This is a genomic window from Glycomyces salinus, assembly GCF_016428645.1.
GTDB classification, from domain to species: domain Bacteria; phylum Actinomycetota; class Actinomycetes; order Mycobacteriales; family Micromonosporaceae; genus Glycomyces; species Glycomyces salinus.
This window is the reverse complement of record NZ_JAELXW010000069.1, coordinates 18,820-33,118: the sequence shown is the minus strand read 5'-3', so window position 1 is coordinate 33,118 and position 14,299 is coordinate 18,820. Positions and strand designations below refer to the sequence as shown.

The window sequence follows — 14,299 nt, the reverse complement described above, 5'->3', positions numbered from 1 at the left end:
CCGATCGCCCGTGCCGGAAGTCACGGGTCGGATCCATGACCTCTCGCACGCGCGCGAGGACCCGCCGGGCCCATAGCGTCGAGAACCGGAACAGATTGAGGACGAGGAGGCCCGGAGTGCCCGCCATCGAAGCTCGCGGACTGCGCAAACGCTATGGCGACACCGTCGCCGTCGACGACATCGACATCACCGTCGAGACCGGCGAGGTCTACGGCGTGCTGGGCCGAAACGGCGCCGGAAAGACCACGGCCGTCGAGACCATCGCCGGACTCCGCCGCCCCGACTCGGGGACCGTGACCGTCCTCGGGCTCGACCCCTGGCGCGACCGGGCCCGGCTGCGGCAGGTCCTCGGCGTCCAGCTCCAGGACGCCTACGTGCACGGGGCACTCAAGGTCGCCGAGCTCGTGCGGCTCTACCGGTCGTTCTACCGCAGCGGCGCCGACCCGGAGGAGCTCATCGAGCGCGTCGGCCTGACCGAGCAGCGCGGCACCCGCTTCGAGCGGCTCTCGGGAGGCCAGCAGCAGCGCCTGTCGATCGCGCTGGCCCTCGCCGGCGGGCCGCGCGCGGTCATCCTCGACGAGCTCACCACCGGACTCGACCCGGAGGCGCGCCGCGGCATGTGGTCGATGGTCGAGGACCTCCGCGAGGACGGCGTGACCGTGGTCCTGGTCAGCCACCAGATGGAGGAGGTCGAGCGGCTCTGCGGGCAGGTCGCGATCATCGACCGGGGGCGGGTGGTGGCCGTCGACACCCCGGCCGGGCTCGTCGCCCGCGCCGGGCTCGACCAGATCCTGCGCTTCCGGGTGGCCCGGCGGTTCGACCCCGCCGTGCTCGACGGCGTCGAGGAGGTGCGCTCGGTGCGCGCCGACGACCGCGAGGTGACCGTGACCGGCACCGGAGACCTGCTCCAAGCGGTCAGCTCGGCCCTGGTCAAGGCCGATGTCGCCGCCACCGGAACCCGGTACCAGCAGGCCACGCTCGAGGACGCCTTCCTGGCGCTCACCGGAAACCCGATCGAATCCGAGGAGTCGGCATGACCGAGACCGTTCCCGTCCACCGCCCCGGGCCCCGCTCCTGGGCGATCCTCGTGGCCGCCGAGGCCAAGATGGTCGCCCGCGACACCTCCGGCCTGGTCGTCCCGCTCGGGCTGCCGGTGCTGATCCTGGTCATGAACGGGCTCGCTTTCGGCGGCGAGGATGCCTACGAGGGGATCCCGGTGTTCGAGCGGTACGTGATGCCGGTGGCGCTCACCATCGTGATCGCAATGATCGGCGTGGTCAACATGCCGAGCTTCCTGTCCTACTACCGCCGCACGAAAATCCTGCGGCGACTGTCGGCCACGCCCGCGAACCCGGCCATGGTCCTCGCCGCGCAGGTCATCGTGGGCATCGTCCAGTCCGTCATCGGTGTCGTCATCGGCGTGGCGGCGGCCATGGCGTTCTTCGACGTGGGCCTGCCCGACCGGCTCGGCGCGGCCTTGGCCGTGCTCGGGTTGGCGGCGCTGACGATGTACGCGATCGGCATGTTCGTCGCCGCGATCGCCCCGAGCCCGAACGCCTCGGTGGCGATCGGTTTGGTGATCTTTTTCGCCCTCGGAGCGACCGGCGGCATGTTCGGTCCCACCGGGAACCTGCCGCGTCCGGTCGCGGCGGTGGGGGAGGTGCTGCCGTTCGGAGCGTCGGTCCAGGCGGTCGGCAACGCCTGGGTCGGGGCGGACCAGAGCCCGGCGCACCTGATCGCGATGGCGGCCGCGATCATCGTGAGCACGGCGATCGCGATCCGCCTCTTCCGCTGGGACGCCTAATCCGCCCCGGCGAGGTCGCCGTAGCGCCGCGCGATCCGCTGGAACGCCTCCTTGCGGCGCCTGCTGCCGTCCTCGGCCACAGCCAGGACACCGAAGCCGGCCTTGTCGAGGTCGAGGCTCGGGTCGTCGCGGTGAGGGAAGTCGGGCATGGCGAAGGTGAACACGAAGCAGCCGTGGACGCCCTCGGCGTCGTACAGGTCGATGAGCTCGCCGGTGTAGCCGGCCTGCACCGACTCGTCGCGCGGATGGTCGGTGCGGATCCGCGGCGGCTCGGCGAACCAGTCGACGATCTGGAACGAGCCGGCTCCGCGCAGGTCGGCCCCGGTGAAGGCGCCGCAGCCGAACTCGGTGATGACGACCGGCTTGCCGTGGCCGCCGACTAGGCCGCGAACCAGTCCGGTGTAGGCGGACCGGTTGCGCCCGGAGCGGTAGAGGCTGACGCCGACCAGGTCGAACAGGGACCAGTCGACCTGTTCCTCCCACCCGGCCGCGGCGTAGGGGACCGGGCCGTTGAAGCGGCTGCGTGCGACCACGGAGGTGCGGGCGAGCAACCGATGGAGCCTCCGGTCGATCCGGCGCCGCAGCAGCCGGTGGAACCGCAGGATGAGCTGGAGGCGCAGGAACGACCGGAATCCGGGGACGATGCCGGGCGCGGCATGCGAGAACTCGCTGCCGACCAGGAGCGTCACGTGGTCGGGGTGCTCGCGGCGCAGCGCCTCGGCCCCCTCGGCGACGGCCTCCAACTGCTCGAACAGCTCGCGCCGGGGCCGGTCGGTGGCGTCGGGGCGAATGTAGACCTCGAGGCCGGTCTCGATCGCGGCGCGGGCGGCCGCGATCAGGCGCTCGGTGTCGCCGCCGATGAGCATGACCGCGTTGCAGTGCAGGTCCCGCGCGATGACCTCCAGGTCCCGGCGGGTCTCGTCGGCGTCGGCCTCGCCGAGCAGGTAGGAGATGCCGCGGACGTTCAGCGTGCGCTCGACCTCACGGCGAGTCCGTGTTCGCCGACGACCGCTCCCGCGCCCCCGGCCCCCGGCGCGCTCGAACTGGTTTCTGAACGCACAGCCGGGATTCTACGCAGGCAATCGACCCGGAGCTCGATCGGGACGCCGCGCGATACCAGTGTTGTAAGGCCCGATTTCCGCGCCGGTCGACGGTGGGAATCATCCCCTCCAACTTCTTCCAGTCGCGCCCGGCGAGGGCCCACCTGGCGATCGCGGACTTCTTCAGCGTCCCGTCGGACCGCTCCATGCAGACCCTGCCGTTCACGATCACCCACCGGTCGCCCTCCTGGAGTTCGAGGTCGGTCGTCCAGCCGTACCGGGACCGGATCATGATCCGGTCGTCGACGAGCTTGCTCGTGGGCATGGCGACGACGATCAGGCCGACCAGGAGCCCGAAGCCGAAGGCGACGGCGGTCCCGTAGAGCCAGGCGAGGCCCTCGAAGCTCACCTCGGAACCGAACGTCACCATGAGCAGCCAGATCACGGCGAATGGGACGCCGACGAGCATCGACATCCAGGGGGCGGCACGGAACTTCATGTGACCAATCCTCTCTCGGTCGTCCCATGATCGCCGACCTCCGCTCGTTCCGCCGGACGCGGGTCCGTCCTTCCTCGCGGGAGAGCACGGACGGTAGCGGACTGTTAATGTGTGCAGGCCATGTGGCTTCCTGGCCGGGGAACCGGCTCGTCATCACCTCCACGTCGGGCGCGGTCCTTCTCCGGTCGGCGTCCGCCCCCGACGCACGCAGGAGAGGCGATGAAGGCATTCGCCGTACGATTCGGCCCGCCGCTGGCGTACCAGATCGCCTGGTTCACGCTGATACTGACGCCGACGTTCATCCTGGCGGTGCGGATCGTCCGGTACGATTCACCGCTCAGGTTCGTCCTGGCCTTGGCCGTCATCGCGGCCGTCGTCTTCGGAACGGCGCTGTTGGTCCGGCGCAATTTCCCCGAGGCCGTCAAGGTCGATGCGGAGTTCGACCACTTGATACTGGTCTCCATGTTCGGGGGCAGCGTGCCGATCGCCATGGGAGTGATGAACGCCATAGGAACTGGCTGGGGCCCGGGTGCCGCGGGGGCGTTCGTCACCTTGTGCCTGATATCGCTGGTGCTCGTCTGGACCGCGTGGGCCCTCGGCTGGATGAGCCCGGGAATGCGACCTCCGCTGGGATTCGCCTTGACCGGGGAACTCATCGTCCGGCTTCGATCAGCGTCGGCCGGTACCGATACAGGGGCAGTCTCCGCGAAGGTGATCGCTCGGCGGGAGGTCGGAACGAAGGACGTGATCCGGATACTCCTGGGGATGCGGCTGCTCCCGCCCCTGTCCAGCGGTGAACGGCGATGGTGCGTCAAGATCGGGGGCGACCGGGTCGGAACGCTGACGCAGACACCGGAACCTCCCGAGAACTGGCACGAACCGCTTTGGCAGGTGAGACAGCGAAGGTTGTTCGACCGCGGCCTGGTGGAGTTCGTTCCCGACCGCACGAGTGCGGACGCGTCCGAGCCCGATCGGATTTCACGCCCTCGATAGCGAGTACGCGACTTCCGGCAAGCGGGTGGACCACCAGGCGGACGACGCGGGAGGGAGGGCATTCGTTCCACCTGCGCGACTGGGAGGGAGCCGGTCTATTCGAACAGGGAGCGGTTGGCGACCGACCAGTCGAGCCTGCGGTCGAGTTCGTCGAGCACGCCGTTCGCGACCCAGTCCGCTTGAGGTTGCCGCCCTTGAGCGGCGAGGCGGCGGACCAGTTCGATGCCGGCCCGCTGGGTCTGGATCACCGCGTCGACGATGCCGTCGGTCGAGTCGAGGCCGTAGGCGACGCAGAACAACTCGATCCGGCGGCGGCGATCGGGCGCCCGCTCGTAGCGCAGCCAGCGAAGGCACTCGGCGTCGTCGCGGAACGGGGCGACGAACTGCAGGGCCCAGGCCAGGTCCCGAATCGCCGGCGCCGGACCCGCGTAGTCCCAGTCGATCAGCCCGACCGGGCGGTCGCCCCGCCACACCAGGTTCCAGGGGCCGAAGTCGCCGTGGCAGACGGTCTCGCCCTCACCGGTGGTTCCGGTGCCGTCCGCCCATGCGGACCCGGGCGGTGGCCGGAACTCGGCGACGGCCTGGTGGTAATCGCGCAGGACGTGGGCGAACGTGGTCAGTCCGCGGTCGCCGGTGACCTTCGCCCAACCGGCCGGGCCCGACTCGCCGTCGATGAAGGTCAGCACCTCGCGCCCGAGGCCGTCGAAGCCCAACGGCCGCGGCGCCAGGTCGAACCCGACCGAGCGCAGATGATCGAGCAGGCGGTGAATCGTGACCGTCCACGGCATGGCGGGCCGATGCACCGCGTTCCCGAACCGCTCGACGCGGCGAAGCGGCCCGTCCTGCAGCACCTCGGAATGTTCCATACCCTCAACCTCCCAGCGCCGGCTCCGGACGGCAACCCGATTCGCGCGCTGCGCTCTTGCTCATTCGGTTCGAGCCGAACGGGCGGCTATGGCGTGTCCGACCGCTATCATGTCCGCTTTGGCCAGACCCAGATCCACCGCCTGCTGGTACAGCTCCCGGCACAGGCTCACCAGCGGCACGGCCGTGCCGCGGGCGGTGGCGGCCTCGTCGATGAGGACGCTGTTCTTGAGCACGTCGGCGATCGCGGCCTGCGGCGTGAAGTCGCCGTCGACCAGCTTCGCCGCCTTGCCCCGTGACAGCGGCGATGCCATCGGACCGGCGTCGAGCACGTCGCGCAGCACTCGCGGGTCGACGCCCCCGGCCTCGGCGAAGCGGAACGTCTCCGCCAGCCCGGTCGCCATCGTTATGAGGAACACGTTGACCGCGAGTTTCGTGGTCAACGCGCTCGGCACCGCGCCGCAGACGAAGTGCCGGCCGCACATCGCCTCGACGATCGGGAGCACGTCGGTGACCGCTTCCTCGTCTCCGGCGAGCATCGCCACCAGGGAGCCCGCTTCGGCCGGTCCTCGCGATCCCGACACGGGCGCCTCGACGTACGAGCCGCCCGCGCGTGCGACGTCGGCGGCGAGGGCGGCGGCGTACTCCGGGCCGAACGTTCCCATCTGGATGATCGTGCGGTCGCGGACGAGTGCTCGGAAGCCGGGGCCGCGCCGGTCCAGGACCGCGTCGACGGCCGACTCGTCGGCCAGCATGAGCACCACAGTCTCGCACTTCGAGAACACCTCGGGCACATTCGCCGCGACCGTCGCGCCCACCGCGGCCAGCGCCTCCGACCGCGACCGCGTGCGGTTCCACGCCACCAGCTCGAATCCGGCCCGGGCCAGATTCAACGCCATGGGCCGCCCCATGATCCCCAGCCCGATGAAGCCCACCGGTCCGTCCCGTTTCACCACGGTCGCATCAGGCATCGGCACTCCCACCGCCCTCGGCGGCGATCCGCCGCCAACACCGCACTATGGCCTCTGCCGACGAGGCGATGTCGTCGGCGTCGGTCGCCGCGTCCGAGACGCTGATGCGCATGGCGCGGCGGCCCTGCCAGACGGTGCCTCCCGCCCAGCAGGTCCGGTCGGACTGGACGGCGGCGATGACCGCGTCGGTGGTCGCGTCGTCGTCGAACTGCACGAGCACCTGATTGAGCGCGGGCGGGACGAGCAGTCGCGCTCCCGCCGCCTCCAGCAGCCCCGCCATCTGCTCGGCGAGGCGGCAGCACCGGTCGACCAGTTCGGCGACGCCGTTGCGGCCCAGGCTGGTCAGGATCGCCCACACCTCCGCCCCACGAGCACGCTGGGACATCTGCAGGCCCAGGTGCGCGGCGGCTCGTTCGGCGTCGCCGGCCAGGTAGGCGGCGTCGAAGGACATCGCCCGACGCAGATCCTCGGGGTCGCGGCAGACGGCGATCCCCGAGTCGTACGACGCGTTCAACCATTTGTGCGCGTCGGTGGCCCACGAGTCGGCCAGCTCCACGCCGCCGACGAGGTGCCGCCGCGCCTCCGAGGCGCCCGCCCACAACCCGAAGGCGCCGTCGACGTGTACCCAAGCGCCTTCACGGCGGGCCATCGGGATGATCTCGGAGAACGGGTCACTGTGGCCGGTGTTCACGTTCCCGGCCTGAAGCAGCACCAGCGTCAGCCCGTCGACGGTCGGGAAGCGGTCGACCGCGACCCGCCCGCACTCGTCGGTCGGCGCCGACTCGATCTGATCGGTGCCGATGCCGGCGGCGCGCAGCGCCTTCGACACCGAAGCGTGGATTTCGGCCGAGGCGACCACCCGCAGGCGCGGAGCCCCGGCCAGACCGCGCTCCTCCACGTTCCATCCGGCCCGGTGCAGCAGCGCGTCGCGCGCGGCGACGAGACAGGTGAGGTTGGCGATCGACGCGCCGGAGCAGAACGTGACGACGGCCGACTCCGGCAGGCCCAGCAGCTCGCGGCACCACCGGGAGGCGAGCTCGTCGAGCATCGCCGCGACCGGCGACATGACCGGCAGCGCCAGGTTCTGATCCCAGGCGCTCAAGAGCACCGACGCCGCCGACGCGGCCGGATCGGTCCCGCCGGTGACGAAGCCGAAATACCGGCCGCCGGTCGATGCCACGGTGGCCGGGGAGCCGAGCTCGTCGAGCATCGCCACCGCTTCGGCCGCTCCCAGGCCCTTGTCGCCGAGGTCGCGCGGAAAGCGGTCGAGGCCGCGCAACGCCTCCTCTTCGGGGAACACGCCGCGCTCGGGGGCCGCGGCGACGTACGCCGCCGCCCGGTGTGCGGCCGCAATGATGAGCTCGGCTCTCTCCGTGTGCTGGTCTGGGCCATGCGATTGGGACGACGACATGCCCCAAGTCTAGAAAACTGGCCCTGGAAAACAAGAGCCAGTTTATGAGAAAGTGGCACCATGTCCCACCCGCCCGCACGCCTGAGCACCGAGCACCTTGCCGCCAGACTCCACGGGTGGCACCACGGACCGGGGCCGCGCTACCTGCGGCTCGCGGAGGCGCTGCGCGAGCTCGTCGACACCGGAGCGGTCACCCAAGGCACGCGTCTGCCGTCCGAACGCGCCCTGGCCGCGGCGCTGCAGGTCTCACGCAACACCGTCACCGCCGCCTACCGCCAGCTCCGCGACGCCGGTTGGCTCGTCGGACGCCAGGGCGCGGCGACCCAGGTGGGCGCGACCATGCACCTCAACGGCGACGCCGTCTCCGCCGATCCGCTCGCCGACCTGTTCGGCGACGGACCGCGACCCCGGCTCGACCTGACGATCGCCAGCCCGGCCCCGGCACCGGCCGTCCTCGACGCGCTCGCAGGGCTCCCCGACCTCATGTCCGAGACCGTCGGCTCGCAAGGCGGCCTGTATCCGGCGGGACACCCCTTGCTGCTGGAGGCGATCGCCCAGAAGCTCCGCCACGACGGCATCGCCGCGCACCCCGATGAAATCGTCGTCACCAGCGGTGCCCAACAGGCCCTCGCCCTGGTCGCCGAGGCCCTGCACCGGCCGCGCCGCCCGGTCGCGGTCGAGGCCGTGACCTTCCCCGGACTCATCGACGCGATCCGCCGCCGCGGGCGGCCACGGCTCGTCACCCTCCCGGTCGACCACGATGGACTCCAGGCCGACGCGGCCGCCCGCCTCGTCCGCGCCACGCGACCGGCCGCCGCCTACCTGACGTCCTTCCATAACCCCACCGGTAGCGCGATCGGCGCCGAGGGCGGGCGGGCGCTGCTCGACGCCGCGACGGCGGCGCGAACGACCGTCGTGGAGGATCGGGTGCTCGCCGACCTCCCGCTCGACGGCGCGGCCGCTCCGACGCCGCTGGCGGCAATGCCGAGCGACGCGGCGGTCACCACCGTCGGCAGCGTCTCCAAAGTCCTCTGGGGCGGACTCCGGATCGGCTGGATCCACACCAATCGCACGCTCGCATCGCATCTGCGGGCGCGCCGCCGCGCGCTCGACCTCGGGAGTCCCGCCCCGATGCAGTTCGCGGCGGCCTGGCTGCTCCGACACCACTACGACGACGTGCGGGAATGGCGAATCGAATGCCTCCGAACGTCGCTGGCCGCGCTGACGGACGCGCTCGACGCCGCGGATCTCGGCTGGCGGTACCGGCCGCCCGCCGGGGGACCGAGCCTCTGGATCCGGCTGCCGCACGCCGACGCCCGCGCCTTCGCCGAGCGTGCCGCCCGCGACGGTGTCCCCGTCGTCCCCGGCAGCGCGTTCACCGTCAACCCCGGGACCGCGGCCGACAGCATCCGCATCCCGTTCTACCTGCCGCCCGAAGACCTGGACACCGCGGTCGCCACCCTCGCCGGCACCTGGCGCCGACACATGGTCCCGGGCCGGGGCCGGGCGTGAATCGTCCGATTTCTAGGGCGCGGCGGCCACCGACTCCCGTTCCACGAACTCGGTCGCCAGGGCGGTCCCAGGACCGGTCTCGTCGCCGTTCACCGCCGCCAGCAGGCGCTCGACCGCCAGCTCGCCGACGGCCGCCAACGGGCTCCGGATCGTGCTCAGCGCGGGCGTGGGAAGGTCGGCGCCGAAGATGTCGTCGAAGCCGACGATGCTCAACCGGCCCGGCACGTCGAGTCCGTGGCCGCGGCATTCGTGCAGCAGGCCCAGGGCGATGAGGTCGTTGTAGGCCAGCACCGCGGTCACCTCGGCCGCTCGGACGCGCTCGAACGCCTCGGCTCCGCCGGAACGGGTCGGCGCGGCCGAGCCGACCTCCACGATCGACATGCCCCGGTCCACGGCCAGTGCGAACAGGACCTCCCAGCGGGCGCGGTTCATCCAGGACGCCTCCGGGCCCGACAGGTAGGCGATCCGGCGGTGTCCGAGCCCGGCCAGGCGGTCCAGCGCGGACTCGATGCCGGGGCGCAGGTCGGGCACGATCGAGGGCAGGCCCGGTGCCAGGCGGTTGACCGTCACGACCGGTTCGACCGAGGCCAGCCGCGCGAGGTCGTCGTCTTCGAGGCGGGAGGCGACCATGACGAGTCCGTCGGCGGCCGGCTGCAGGCGTTCGGCGGTGGCCAGTTCCAGCTCGGCCGACTCCTGCGCGTCGGCGAAGACCAGGATCGATCCCGCCCGCGACGCGGCGCGCTCGGCGCCCCGCACCAGTTCGAAGTACACCGGATTGGTGATGTCGGAGACCATCAGGCCGAGCGTCCCGGTCTTGCCGGTCGGCAGCGCCCGCGCCATGGGGTTGATCCGGTAGCCCACGGCCTCGGCCGCCTCGCGGATGCGCCGCTCGGTCCGCTCGTTGAGGCGGCCGGACTTGTTCAGCGCCCGGCTCACCGCCGAAGGGCTCACGCCGGTGAGCCGGGCGACGTCGTAGATGGTCGCCCGAGGCTTCCGGCGGCCCGAGGCTCCCGGCGGCTCCGCGTCGTTCCGGTCCAAGTCGGTCCAGCTCCCGTGTCAATCGATTGTCAGATGATGGGCGACCTCAGTCTACCGCCGTGGAAGCCGACTCACTCGGTTCGGCTCCGGAGGGTTCATCGGCATCTGGCAATCGATTGACAACGACTCCCGCGGATGCTTGAATGGCCCCATGCTCCGACTCCGAGGCCGAGATGGTAACCGCTTGCTGAAGGTCGACGGGGCCACCCGCGCCATCGCCCGCGTCCTGTACGAGCGGGTCGCCGCCGCCCCGATCGTCTCCCCGCACGGGCACGTGCCCGTGGCATGGCTGGCGTCCGACGAACCCTTCCGCGATCCGGTCGACCTGCTGGTCAGGCATGACCACTACGTGACCAGGCTCCTCCATGCGGCCGGGGTCGACATGGAGGCGTTCGCCCGAGCCGCCGACCGCGACCCGCGCGCGGCCTGGCGGACCTTCGCCGACCACTGGCACCTGTTCGCGGGCACCGCCTCGGGCTACTGGCTCGAGGACGCGCTCGCCGAAGTCCTCGAGGTCGGCGAACCGCTCACCTCCGAGTCGGCCGACCGGGTCTACGACGCCGTCGCCGCTCGCCTGGCCGAGCCCGCCTTCCGTCCGCGCGCACTGTTCCGGCGCTTCGGAATCGAGGCGCTGGCGACCACCGACGACCCCCTCGACGACCTGGCGGCGCACGCCTCCCTCAACTGGACCGAGCTCGGCGGCCGGGTCCTGCCCACCTTCCGGCCCGACCGCTACCTCGACCCGGACGCGGACGGCTTCGCGAGCCGCGTCCGGCGCCTGGTCGAATCGGCCGGAGAGGCGATGACGTTCGCCGGCTATCTGGCGGCGCTGGAGGAGCGCCGCCGCCACTTCATCGACCACGGCGCGGTCTCGGCCGACCACGGCGGCGAGGAGCCCTACACCGCCGACCTCGAACCCGCCGACGCCGAACGGCTCTTCCGCCTCGCCGTCGACGGCACCGCCGACGCCGCGCAGCAGCGCGAGTTCCGCGGGCACATGCTCCTCCAGATGGCGCGGATGAGCGTCGAGGACGGCCTGGTCATGACCCTCCACACCGGAGTGCTGCGCAACCACAGCACCGCCGCGCTGGAGCGGTTCGGGCCGAACTCGGGCCACGACATACCCCTCCGCACCGACTTCGTGCGCGGCCTGCGGCCGCTGCTGGAGCGCTTCGGCCTGGTCAAGGACTTCCACCTGGTCCTGTTCACCGTGGACGAGACGACCTACTCCCGCGAGATCGCGCCGCTGGCCGGGTTCTACCCCAGCGTGTTCATCGGCGCGCCCTGGTGGTTCCTCGACGCCCCCGACGCCATGGAGCGGTTCCGCTCGGCGGTCACCGAGACCGCCGGGTTCTACCGCGGCTCGGGCTTCGTCGACGACACCCGGGCGTTCCTGTCGATACCGGTCCGCCACGACGCCGCCCGCCGCACCGACGCCGGCTTCCTCGCCCGGCTCGTCGCCGAAGGGCGGGTGTCGATGCCACAGGCCGAACAGCTCATCGACCACCTGGTGTGCGAGCAGCCGCGACAGGTCTTCAAACTGTGACCGGCGACGAGGCGCCCCGGCTCGGACGCGGGGCGGTGCCGGGCGCGGCGGCGCCGATGCGGATCGTCCACCTCGGACTCGGCGCGTTCCACCGCGCCCACCAGGCGTGGTACACCGCGCGCGCCACCGACGCGGCCGACTGGGGCATCGCCGCGTTCACCGGCCGCAGCTCCCGCACCGCGACCCTCATGGCAGAGCAGGACTGCGTCTACACGCTCGTCGAACGGACCCCCGACGGGGACCGATGCGAAGCGGTCGGCAGCATCGTCCACGCCTCGCCCGGCGACGAGGTCGACGGCTTCGCGGCGGCCGTCGCGAACCCGGCGGTCGCGGTCCTCACTCTCACCGTCACCGAGGCCGGCTACCGCCTCGACGCGGGCGGCGAACCGGACATGCGCGACCCCGAGGTCCGCGGCGACGCGGCGGTGCTGCGCTCGCTCGCCCGCGGCGAGGCCGCTCCGACCGCCCGACCCCGGACCGCCCTGGGCCGGGTGCTCTGGGCATTGGACCGGCGGCATCGGGCCGGGGCGCCGCCGCTCGCCGTCGTGCCCTGCGACAACCTGCCGGACAACGGCGCGACCGTGCAGCGCGCCCTGGAGCTCCTGGCCGATGAGGTCGCGCCAGGCCGGGCCGAGGCCGTGCGGCGCACCGCCGCCTTCGTGTCCACTTCGGTCGACCGCATCACCCCGAGGGCCGGCCCGGCCGACATCGCCGCCGTCACCGCGGCGACCGGCCGCCACGACGCGGTCCCGGTGGTGACCGAGCCGTTCAGCGACTGGGTCCTGTGCGGCGAGTTCCCCTCCGGGCGCCCGGCCTGGGAGACCGCCGGCGCCCGGTTCACCGACGACCTCGCGCCGTGGGAGGCGCGCAAACTGTGGCTGCTCAACGGCGCGCACACGCTGCTGGCCGCCACCGGGCCCCGGCGCGGGCACCGCACCGTCGCCGAGGCGATCGCCGACCCGGTCTGCCGGGCCCGCACCGAGGCGCTGTGGGACGAGGCCGAGCGGCACCTGCCCGACCTCGGCCTGCGCCGGTACCGGTCGGACCTCATCGAGCGGTTCGCCAACCCGCGGATCGAGCACCGGCTCGACCAGATAGCCGAGGACGCCCTCACCAAACTCCGACTCCGGATCGCACCGGTCGCCCTCGCCGAACGGGCCGCGGGCCGGTCGGCCGCCGCCTGCGCCGAGGCGATCGCGGCCTGGGCGCTCGCGAACTGCGGGCGGCCCGGCCATCCGGCGACTGCGTCGGCCCTCCTCGAACGCCTCTCGCCCGATCTGGCCGCCGACGCCGACTTCGCCGCGACGGTACTGTGTGCCGTCCGGTCTCCTTCGACCCTCCGACCGACTCCACCGCCCCGGAAAGGACCGCAATGCGCATCGACAAGGCCGAGGTGATCGTCACGAGCCCGGACCGGAACTTCGTGACGTTGAAGCTGACCACCGACGACGGGTTGACCGGGTTGGGGGACGCGACCCTCAACGGCCGCGAGCTGGCCGTGGTCGCCTACCTCAAGGAACACCTCGTCCCGCTGCTGCTGGGGCGGGACGCCCACCGGATCGAGGACACCTGGCAGTTCCTGTACCGGTCGGCCTACTGGCGGCGCGGGCCGGTCACGATGGCCGCGATCGCCGCCGTCGACACGGCCCTGTGGGACCTCAAGGGCAAGGCCGCCGGGATGCCGGTCTACCAACTGCTCGGCGGGGCCTCGCGCGAGGGGCTGCTGGCCTACGGGCACGCCTCCGGCAGGACGATCAAGGAGCTGTTCGATTCCATCCGCGCCCACCGGGAGCTGGGTTACCGCGCCATCCGCATCCAGGCGGGCGTCCCCGGACTGAACGCGATCTACGGCATCGCCTCCAACGACACCTTCGAGGCGAACGAGGGCGTGCGCTACGACCACGAGCCGGCCCAGCGCGGGGCGCTCCCCGCAGAAGAGGATTGGGACACGCGCGCCTATCTGCGCCACCTGCCCGGCGTCTTCGAGGCCGTGCGGAGCGAGTTCGGGCCCGAGCTGCCGCTGCTGCACGACGCCCACCACCGGCTCACCCCGGTCCAGGCCGCGCGGCTCGGGAAGGACCTGGAACCGTACGACCTGTTCTGGCTCGAGGACGTCACCCCCGCCGAGAACCAGGAGGCCCTGCGCCTGGTCCGCCGGCACACCACCACGCCGCTGGCGATCGGCGAGGTCTTCAACACCGTCTGGGACTACCAGCAGATCGTCCGCGAGCAACTGGTCGACTACGTCCGCAGCGCGGTCACCCACACCGGCGGCATCACCCACCTGAAGAAGATCCTGGACTACGCCTCGCAGTACCAGATCAAGTCCGGCATGCACGGGCCCACCGACATCTCGCCGGTCGGCATGGCCGCCGCGATGCACCTGGGGCTGGCGGTCCACAACTTCGGCATCCAGGAGTACATGATGCACGGAGAGCGGACCGACCGGGTGTTCGAGCAGTCCTTCACCTGGACCGACGGGCACCTCCACCCCGGCGACGAGCCCGGCCTCGGCGTCGGCCTCGACCTCGACGAGGCCGGGAAGTACCCCTACATCACCGCGTACCTGCCGTTCAACCGCCTCGCCGACGGCACCGTCCACGACTGGTAGCGGCCCGGAC

The 14,299-nt window shown here is 71.8% G+C and carries 13 protein-coding genes; 7 read left to right on the top strand and 6 right to left on the bottom strand.

Annotated features, from left to right (window positions below):
• The first annotated feature begins 116 nt into the window (after positions 1-116).
• On the top strand, positions 117-1,037 hold the full coding sequence (locus JFB92_RS17590) for an ABC transporter ATP-binding protein (RefSeq protein ID WP_199041879.1): 921 nt from the start codon (positions 117-119) through the stop codon (positions 1,035-1,037).
• Entirely contained in the window at positions 1,034-1,804 is a 771-nt protein-coding gene (locus JFB92_RS17585) for an ABC transporter permease (RefSeq protein WP_199041878.1), read from the top strand. The genes JFB92_RS17590 and JFB92_RS17585 overlap by 4 nt, the downstream gene beginning before the upstream one ends.
• On the opposite strand, the gene JFB92_RS17580 is transcribed toward JFB92_RS17585, so the two are convergent.
• Together JFB92_RS17580 and JFB92_RS17575 are read right to left on the bottom strand one after the other, a co-directional pair.
• On the bottom strand, positions 1,801-2,670 hold the full coding sequence (locus JFB92_RS17580; protein WP_199041877.1) for a glycoside hydrolase family 113 protein: 870 nt from the start codon (positions 2,668-2,670) through the stop codon (positions 1,801-1,803). The two genes, JFB92_RS17585 and JFB92_RS17580, sit on opposite strands and share 4 nt — an antisense overlap.
• A 115-nt stretch (positions 2,671-2,785) precedes the next feature.
• Positions 2,786-3,343, bottom strand: coding sequence for a hypothetical protein (locus JFB92_RS17575; RefSeq protein ID WP_199041875.1), 558 nt, complete (start codon positions 3,341-3,343; stop codon positions 2,786-2,788).
• Positions 3,344-3,562: 219 nt separating this feature from the next.
• Between JFB92_RS17575 and JFB92_RS17570 the strand changes: the two genes are divergently transcribed.
• On the top strand, positions 3,563-4,336 hold the full coding sequence (locus JFB92_RS17570) for a hypothetical protein (protein WP_199041873.1): 774 nt from the start codon (positions 3,563-3,565) through the stop codon (positions 4,334-4,336).
• Between the two features lie 95 nt (positions 4,337-4,431).
• Here JFB92_RS17570 and JFB92_RS17565 read toward each other — a convergent pair whose 3' ends face one another.
• The 3 genes from JFB92_RS17565 to JFB92_RS17555 are packed head-to-tail and all read right to left on the bottom strand — an operon-like array spanning position 4,432 to position 7,582.
• Entirely contained in the window at positions 4,432-5,202 is a 771-nt protein-coding gene (locus JFB92_RS17565) for an aminoglycoside phosphotransferase family protein (RefSeq protein ID WP_199041871.1), read from the bottom strand.
• Between the two features lie 60 nt (positions 5,203-5,262).
• Complete coding sequence (locus JFB92_RS17560) at positions 5,263-6,171, bottom strand: NAD(P)-dependent oxidoreductase (protein ID WP_199041868.1); 909 nt, start codon at positions 6,169-6,171, stop codon at positions 5,263-5,265.
• The gene (locus JFB92_RS17555; protein WP_199041866.1) at positions 6,164-7,582 is read right to left on the bottom strand and encodes a pyridoxal phosphate-dependent decarboxylase family protein; all 1,419 of its coding nucleotides are present in this window, start codon (positions 7,580-7,582) and stop codon (positions 6,164-6,166) included. The genes JFB92_RS17560 and JFB92_RS17555 overlap by 8 nt, the downstream gene beginning before the upstream one ends.
• 60 nt (positions 7,583-7,642) lie before the next feature.
• On the opposite strand from JFB92_RS17555, the gene JFB92_RS17550 reads away from it, so the two are divergent.
• Positions 7,643-9,094: an aminotransferase-like domain-containing protein gene (locus JFB92_RS17550; protein ID WP_199041863.1), complete on the top strand. Its 1,452-nt coding sequence runs from the start codon at positions 7,643-7,645 to the stop codon at positions 9,092-9,094.
• 12 nt (positions 9,095-9,106) lie between these two features.
• On the opposite strand, the gene JFB92_RS17545 is transcribed toward JFB92_RS17550, so the two are convergent.
• Complete coding sequence (locus JFB92_RS17545) at positions 9,107-10,132, bottom strand: LacI family DNA-binding transcriptional regulator (protein ID WP_199041841.1); 1,026 nt, start codon at positions 10,130-10,132, stop codon at positions 9,107-9,109.
• 151 nt (positions 10,133-10,283) lie between these two features.
• Here JFB92_RS17545 and uxaC point away from each other — a divergent pair, with 151 nt between their 5' ends.
• Genes uxaC through manD form a run of 3 tightly spaced genes read left to right on the top strand, consistent with a single transcriptional unit; the run spans position 10,284 to position 14,289 of the window.
• A complete protein-coding gene (gene uxaC, locus JFB92_RS17540; protein ID WP_372451657.1) occupies positions 10,284-11,678 on the top strand; it encodes a glucuronate isomerase in 1,395 nt (464 codons plus the stop codon).
• Entirely contained in the window at positions 11,675-13,075 is a 1,401-nt protein-coding gene (locus tag JFB92_RS17535) for a mannitol dehydrogenase family protein (protein ID WP_199041835.1), read from the top strand. The genes uxaC and JFB92_RS17535 overlap by 4 nt, the downstream gene beginning before the upstream one ends.
• Entirely contained in the window at positions 13,051-14,289 is a 1,239-nt protein-coding gene (gene manD / locus JFB92_RS17530) for a D-mannonate dehydratase ManD (RefSeq protein WP_199041832.1), read from the top strand. The genes JFB92_RS17535 and manD overlap by 25 nt, the downstream gene beginning before the upstream one ends.
• Positions 14,290-14,299: the final 10 nt, after the last annotated feature.

Bases quoted from the DNA above. Each gene is read 5' to 3' on its own strand.
- JFB92_RS17560 (WP_199041868.1), bottom strand. From the start codon at position 6,171: ATGCCTGATGCGACCGTGGTGAAACGGGACGGACCGGTGGGCTTCATC.
- JFB92_RS17550 (WP_199041863.1), top strand. From the start codon at position 7,643: ATGTCCCACCCGCCCGCACGCCTGAGCACCGAGCACCTTGCCGCCAGA.
- JFB92_RS17555 (WP_199041866.1), bottom strand. From the start codon at position 7,582: ATGTCGTCGTCCCAATCGCATGGCCCAGACCAGCACACGGAGAGAGCC.
- JFB92_RS17585 (WP_199041878.1), top strand. From the start codon at position 1,034: ATGACCGAGACCGTTCCCGTCCACCGCCCCGGGCCCCGCTCCTGGGCG.
- manD (WP_199041832.1), top strand. From the start codon at position 13,051: ATGCGCATCGACAAGGCCGAGGTGATCGTCACGAGCCCGGACCGGAAC.
- uxaC (WP_372451657.1), top strand. From the start codon at position 10,284: ATGCTCCGACTCCGAGGCCGAGATGGTAACCGCTTGCTGAAGGTCGAC.
- JFB92_RS17580 (WP_199041877.1), bottom strand. From the start codon at position 2,670: ATGCTCATCGGCGGCGACACCGAGCGCCTGATCGCGGCCGCCCGCGCC.
- JFB92_RS17575 (WP_199041875.1), bottom strand. From the start codon at position 3,343: ATGAAGTTCCGTGCCGCCCCCTGGATGTCGATGCTCGTCGGCGTCCCA.
- JFB92_RS17570 (WP_199041873.1), top strand. From the start codon at position 3,563: ATGAAGGCATTCGCCGTACGATTCGGCCCGCCGCTGGCGTACCAGATC.
- JFB92_RS17565 (WP_199041871.1), bottom strand. From the start codon at position 5,202: ATGGAACATTCCGAGGTGCTGCAGGACGGGCCGCTTCGCCGCGTCGAG.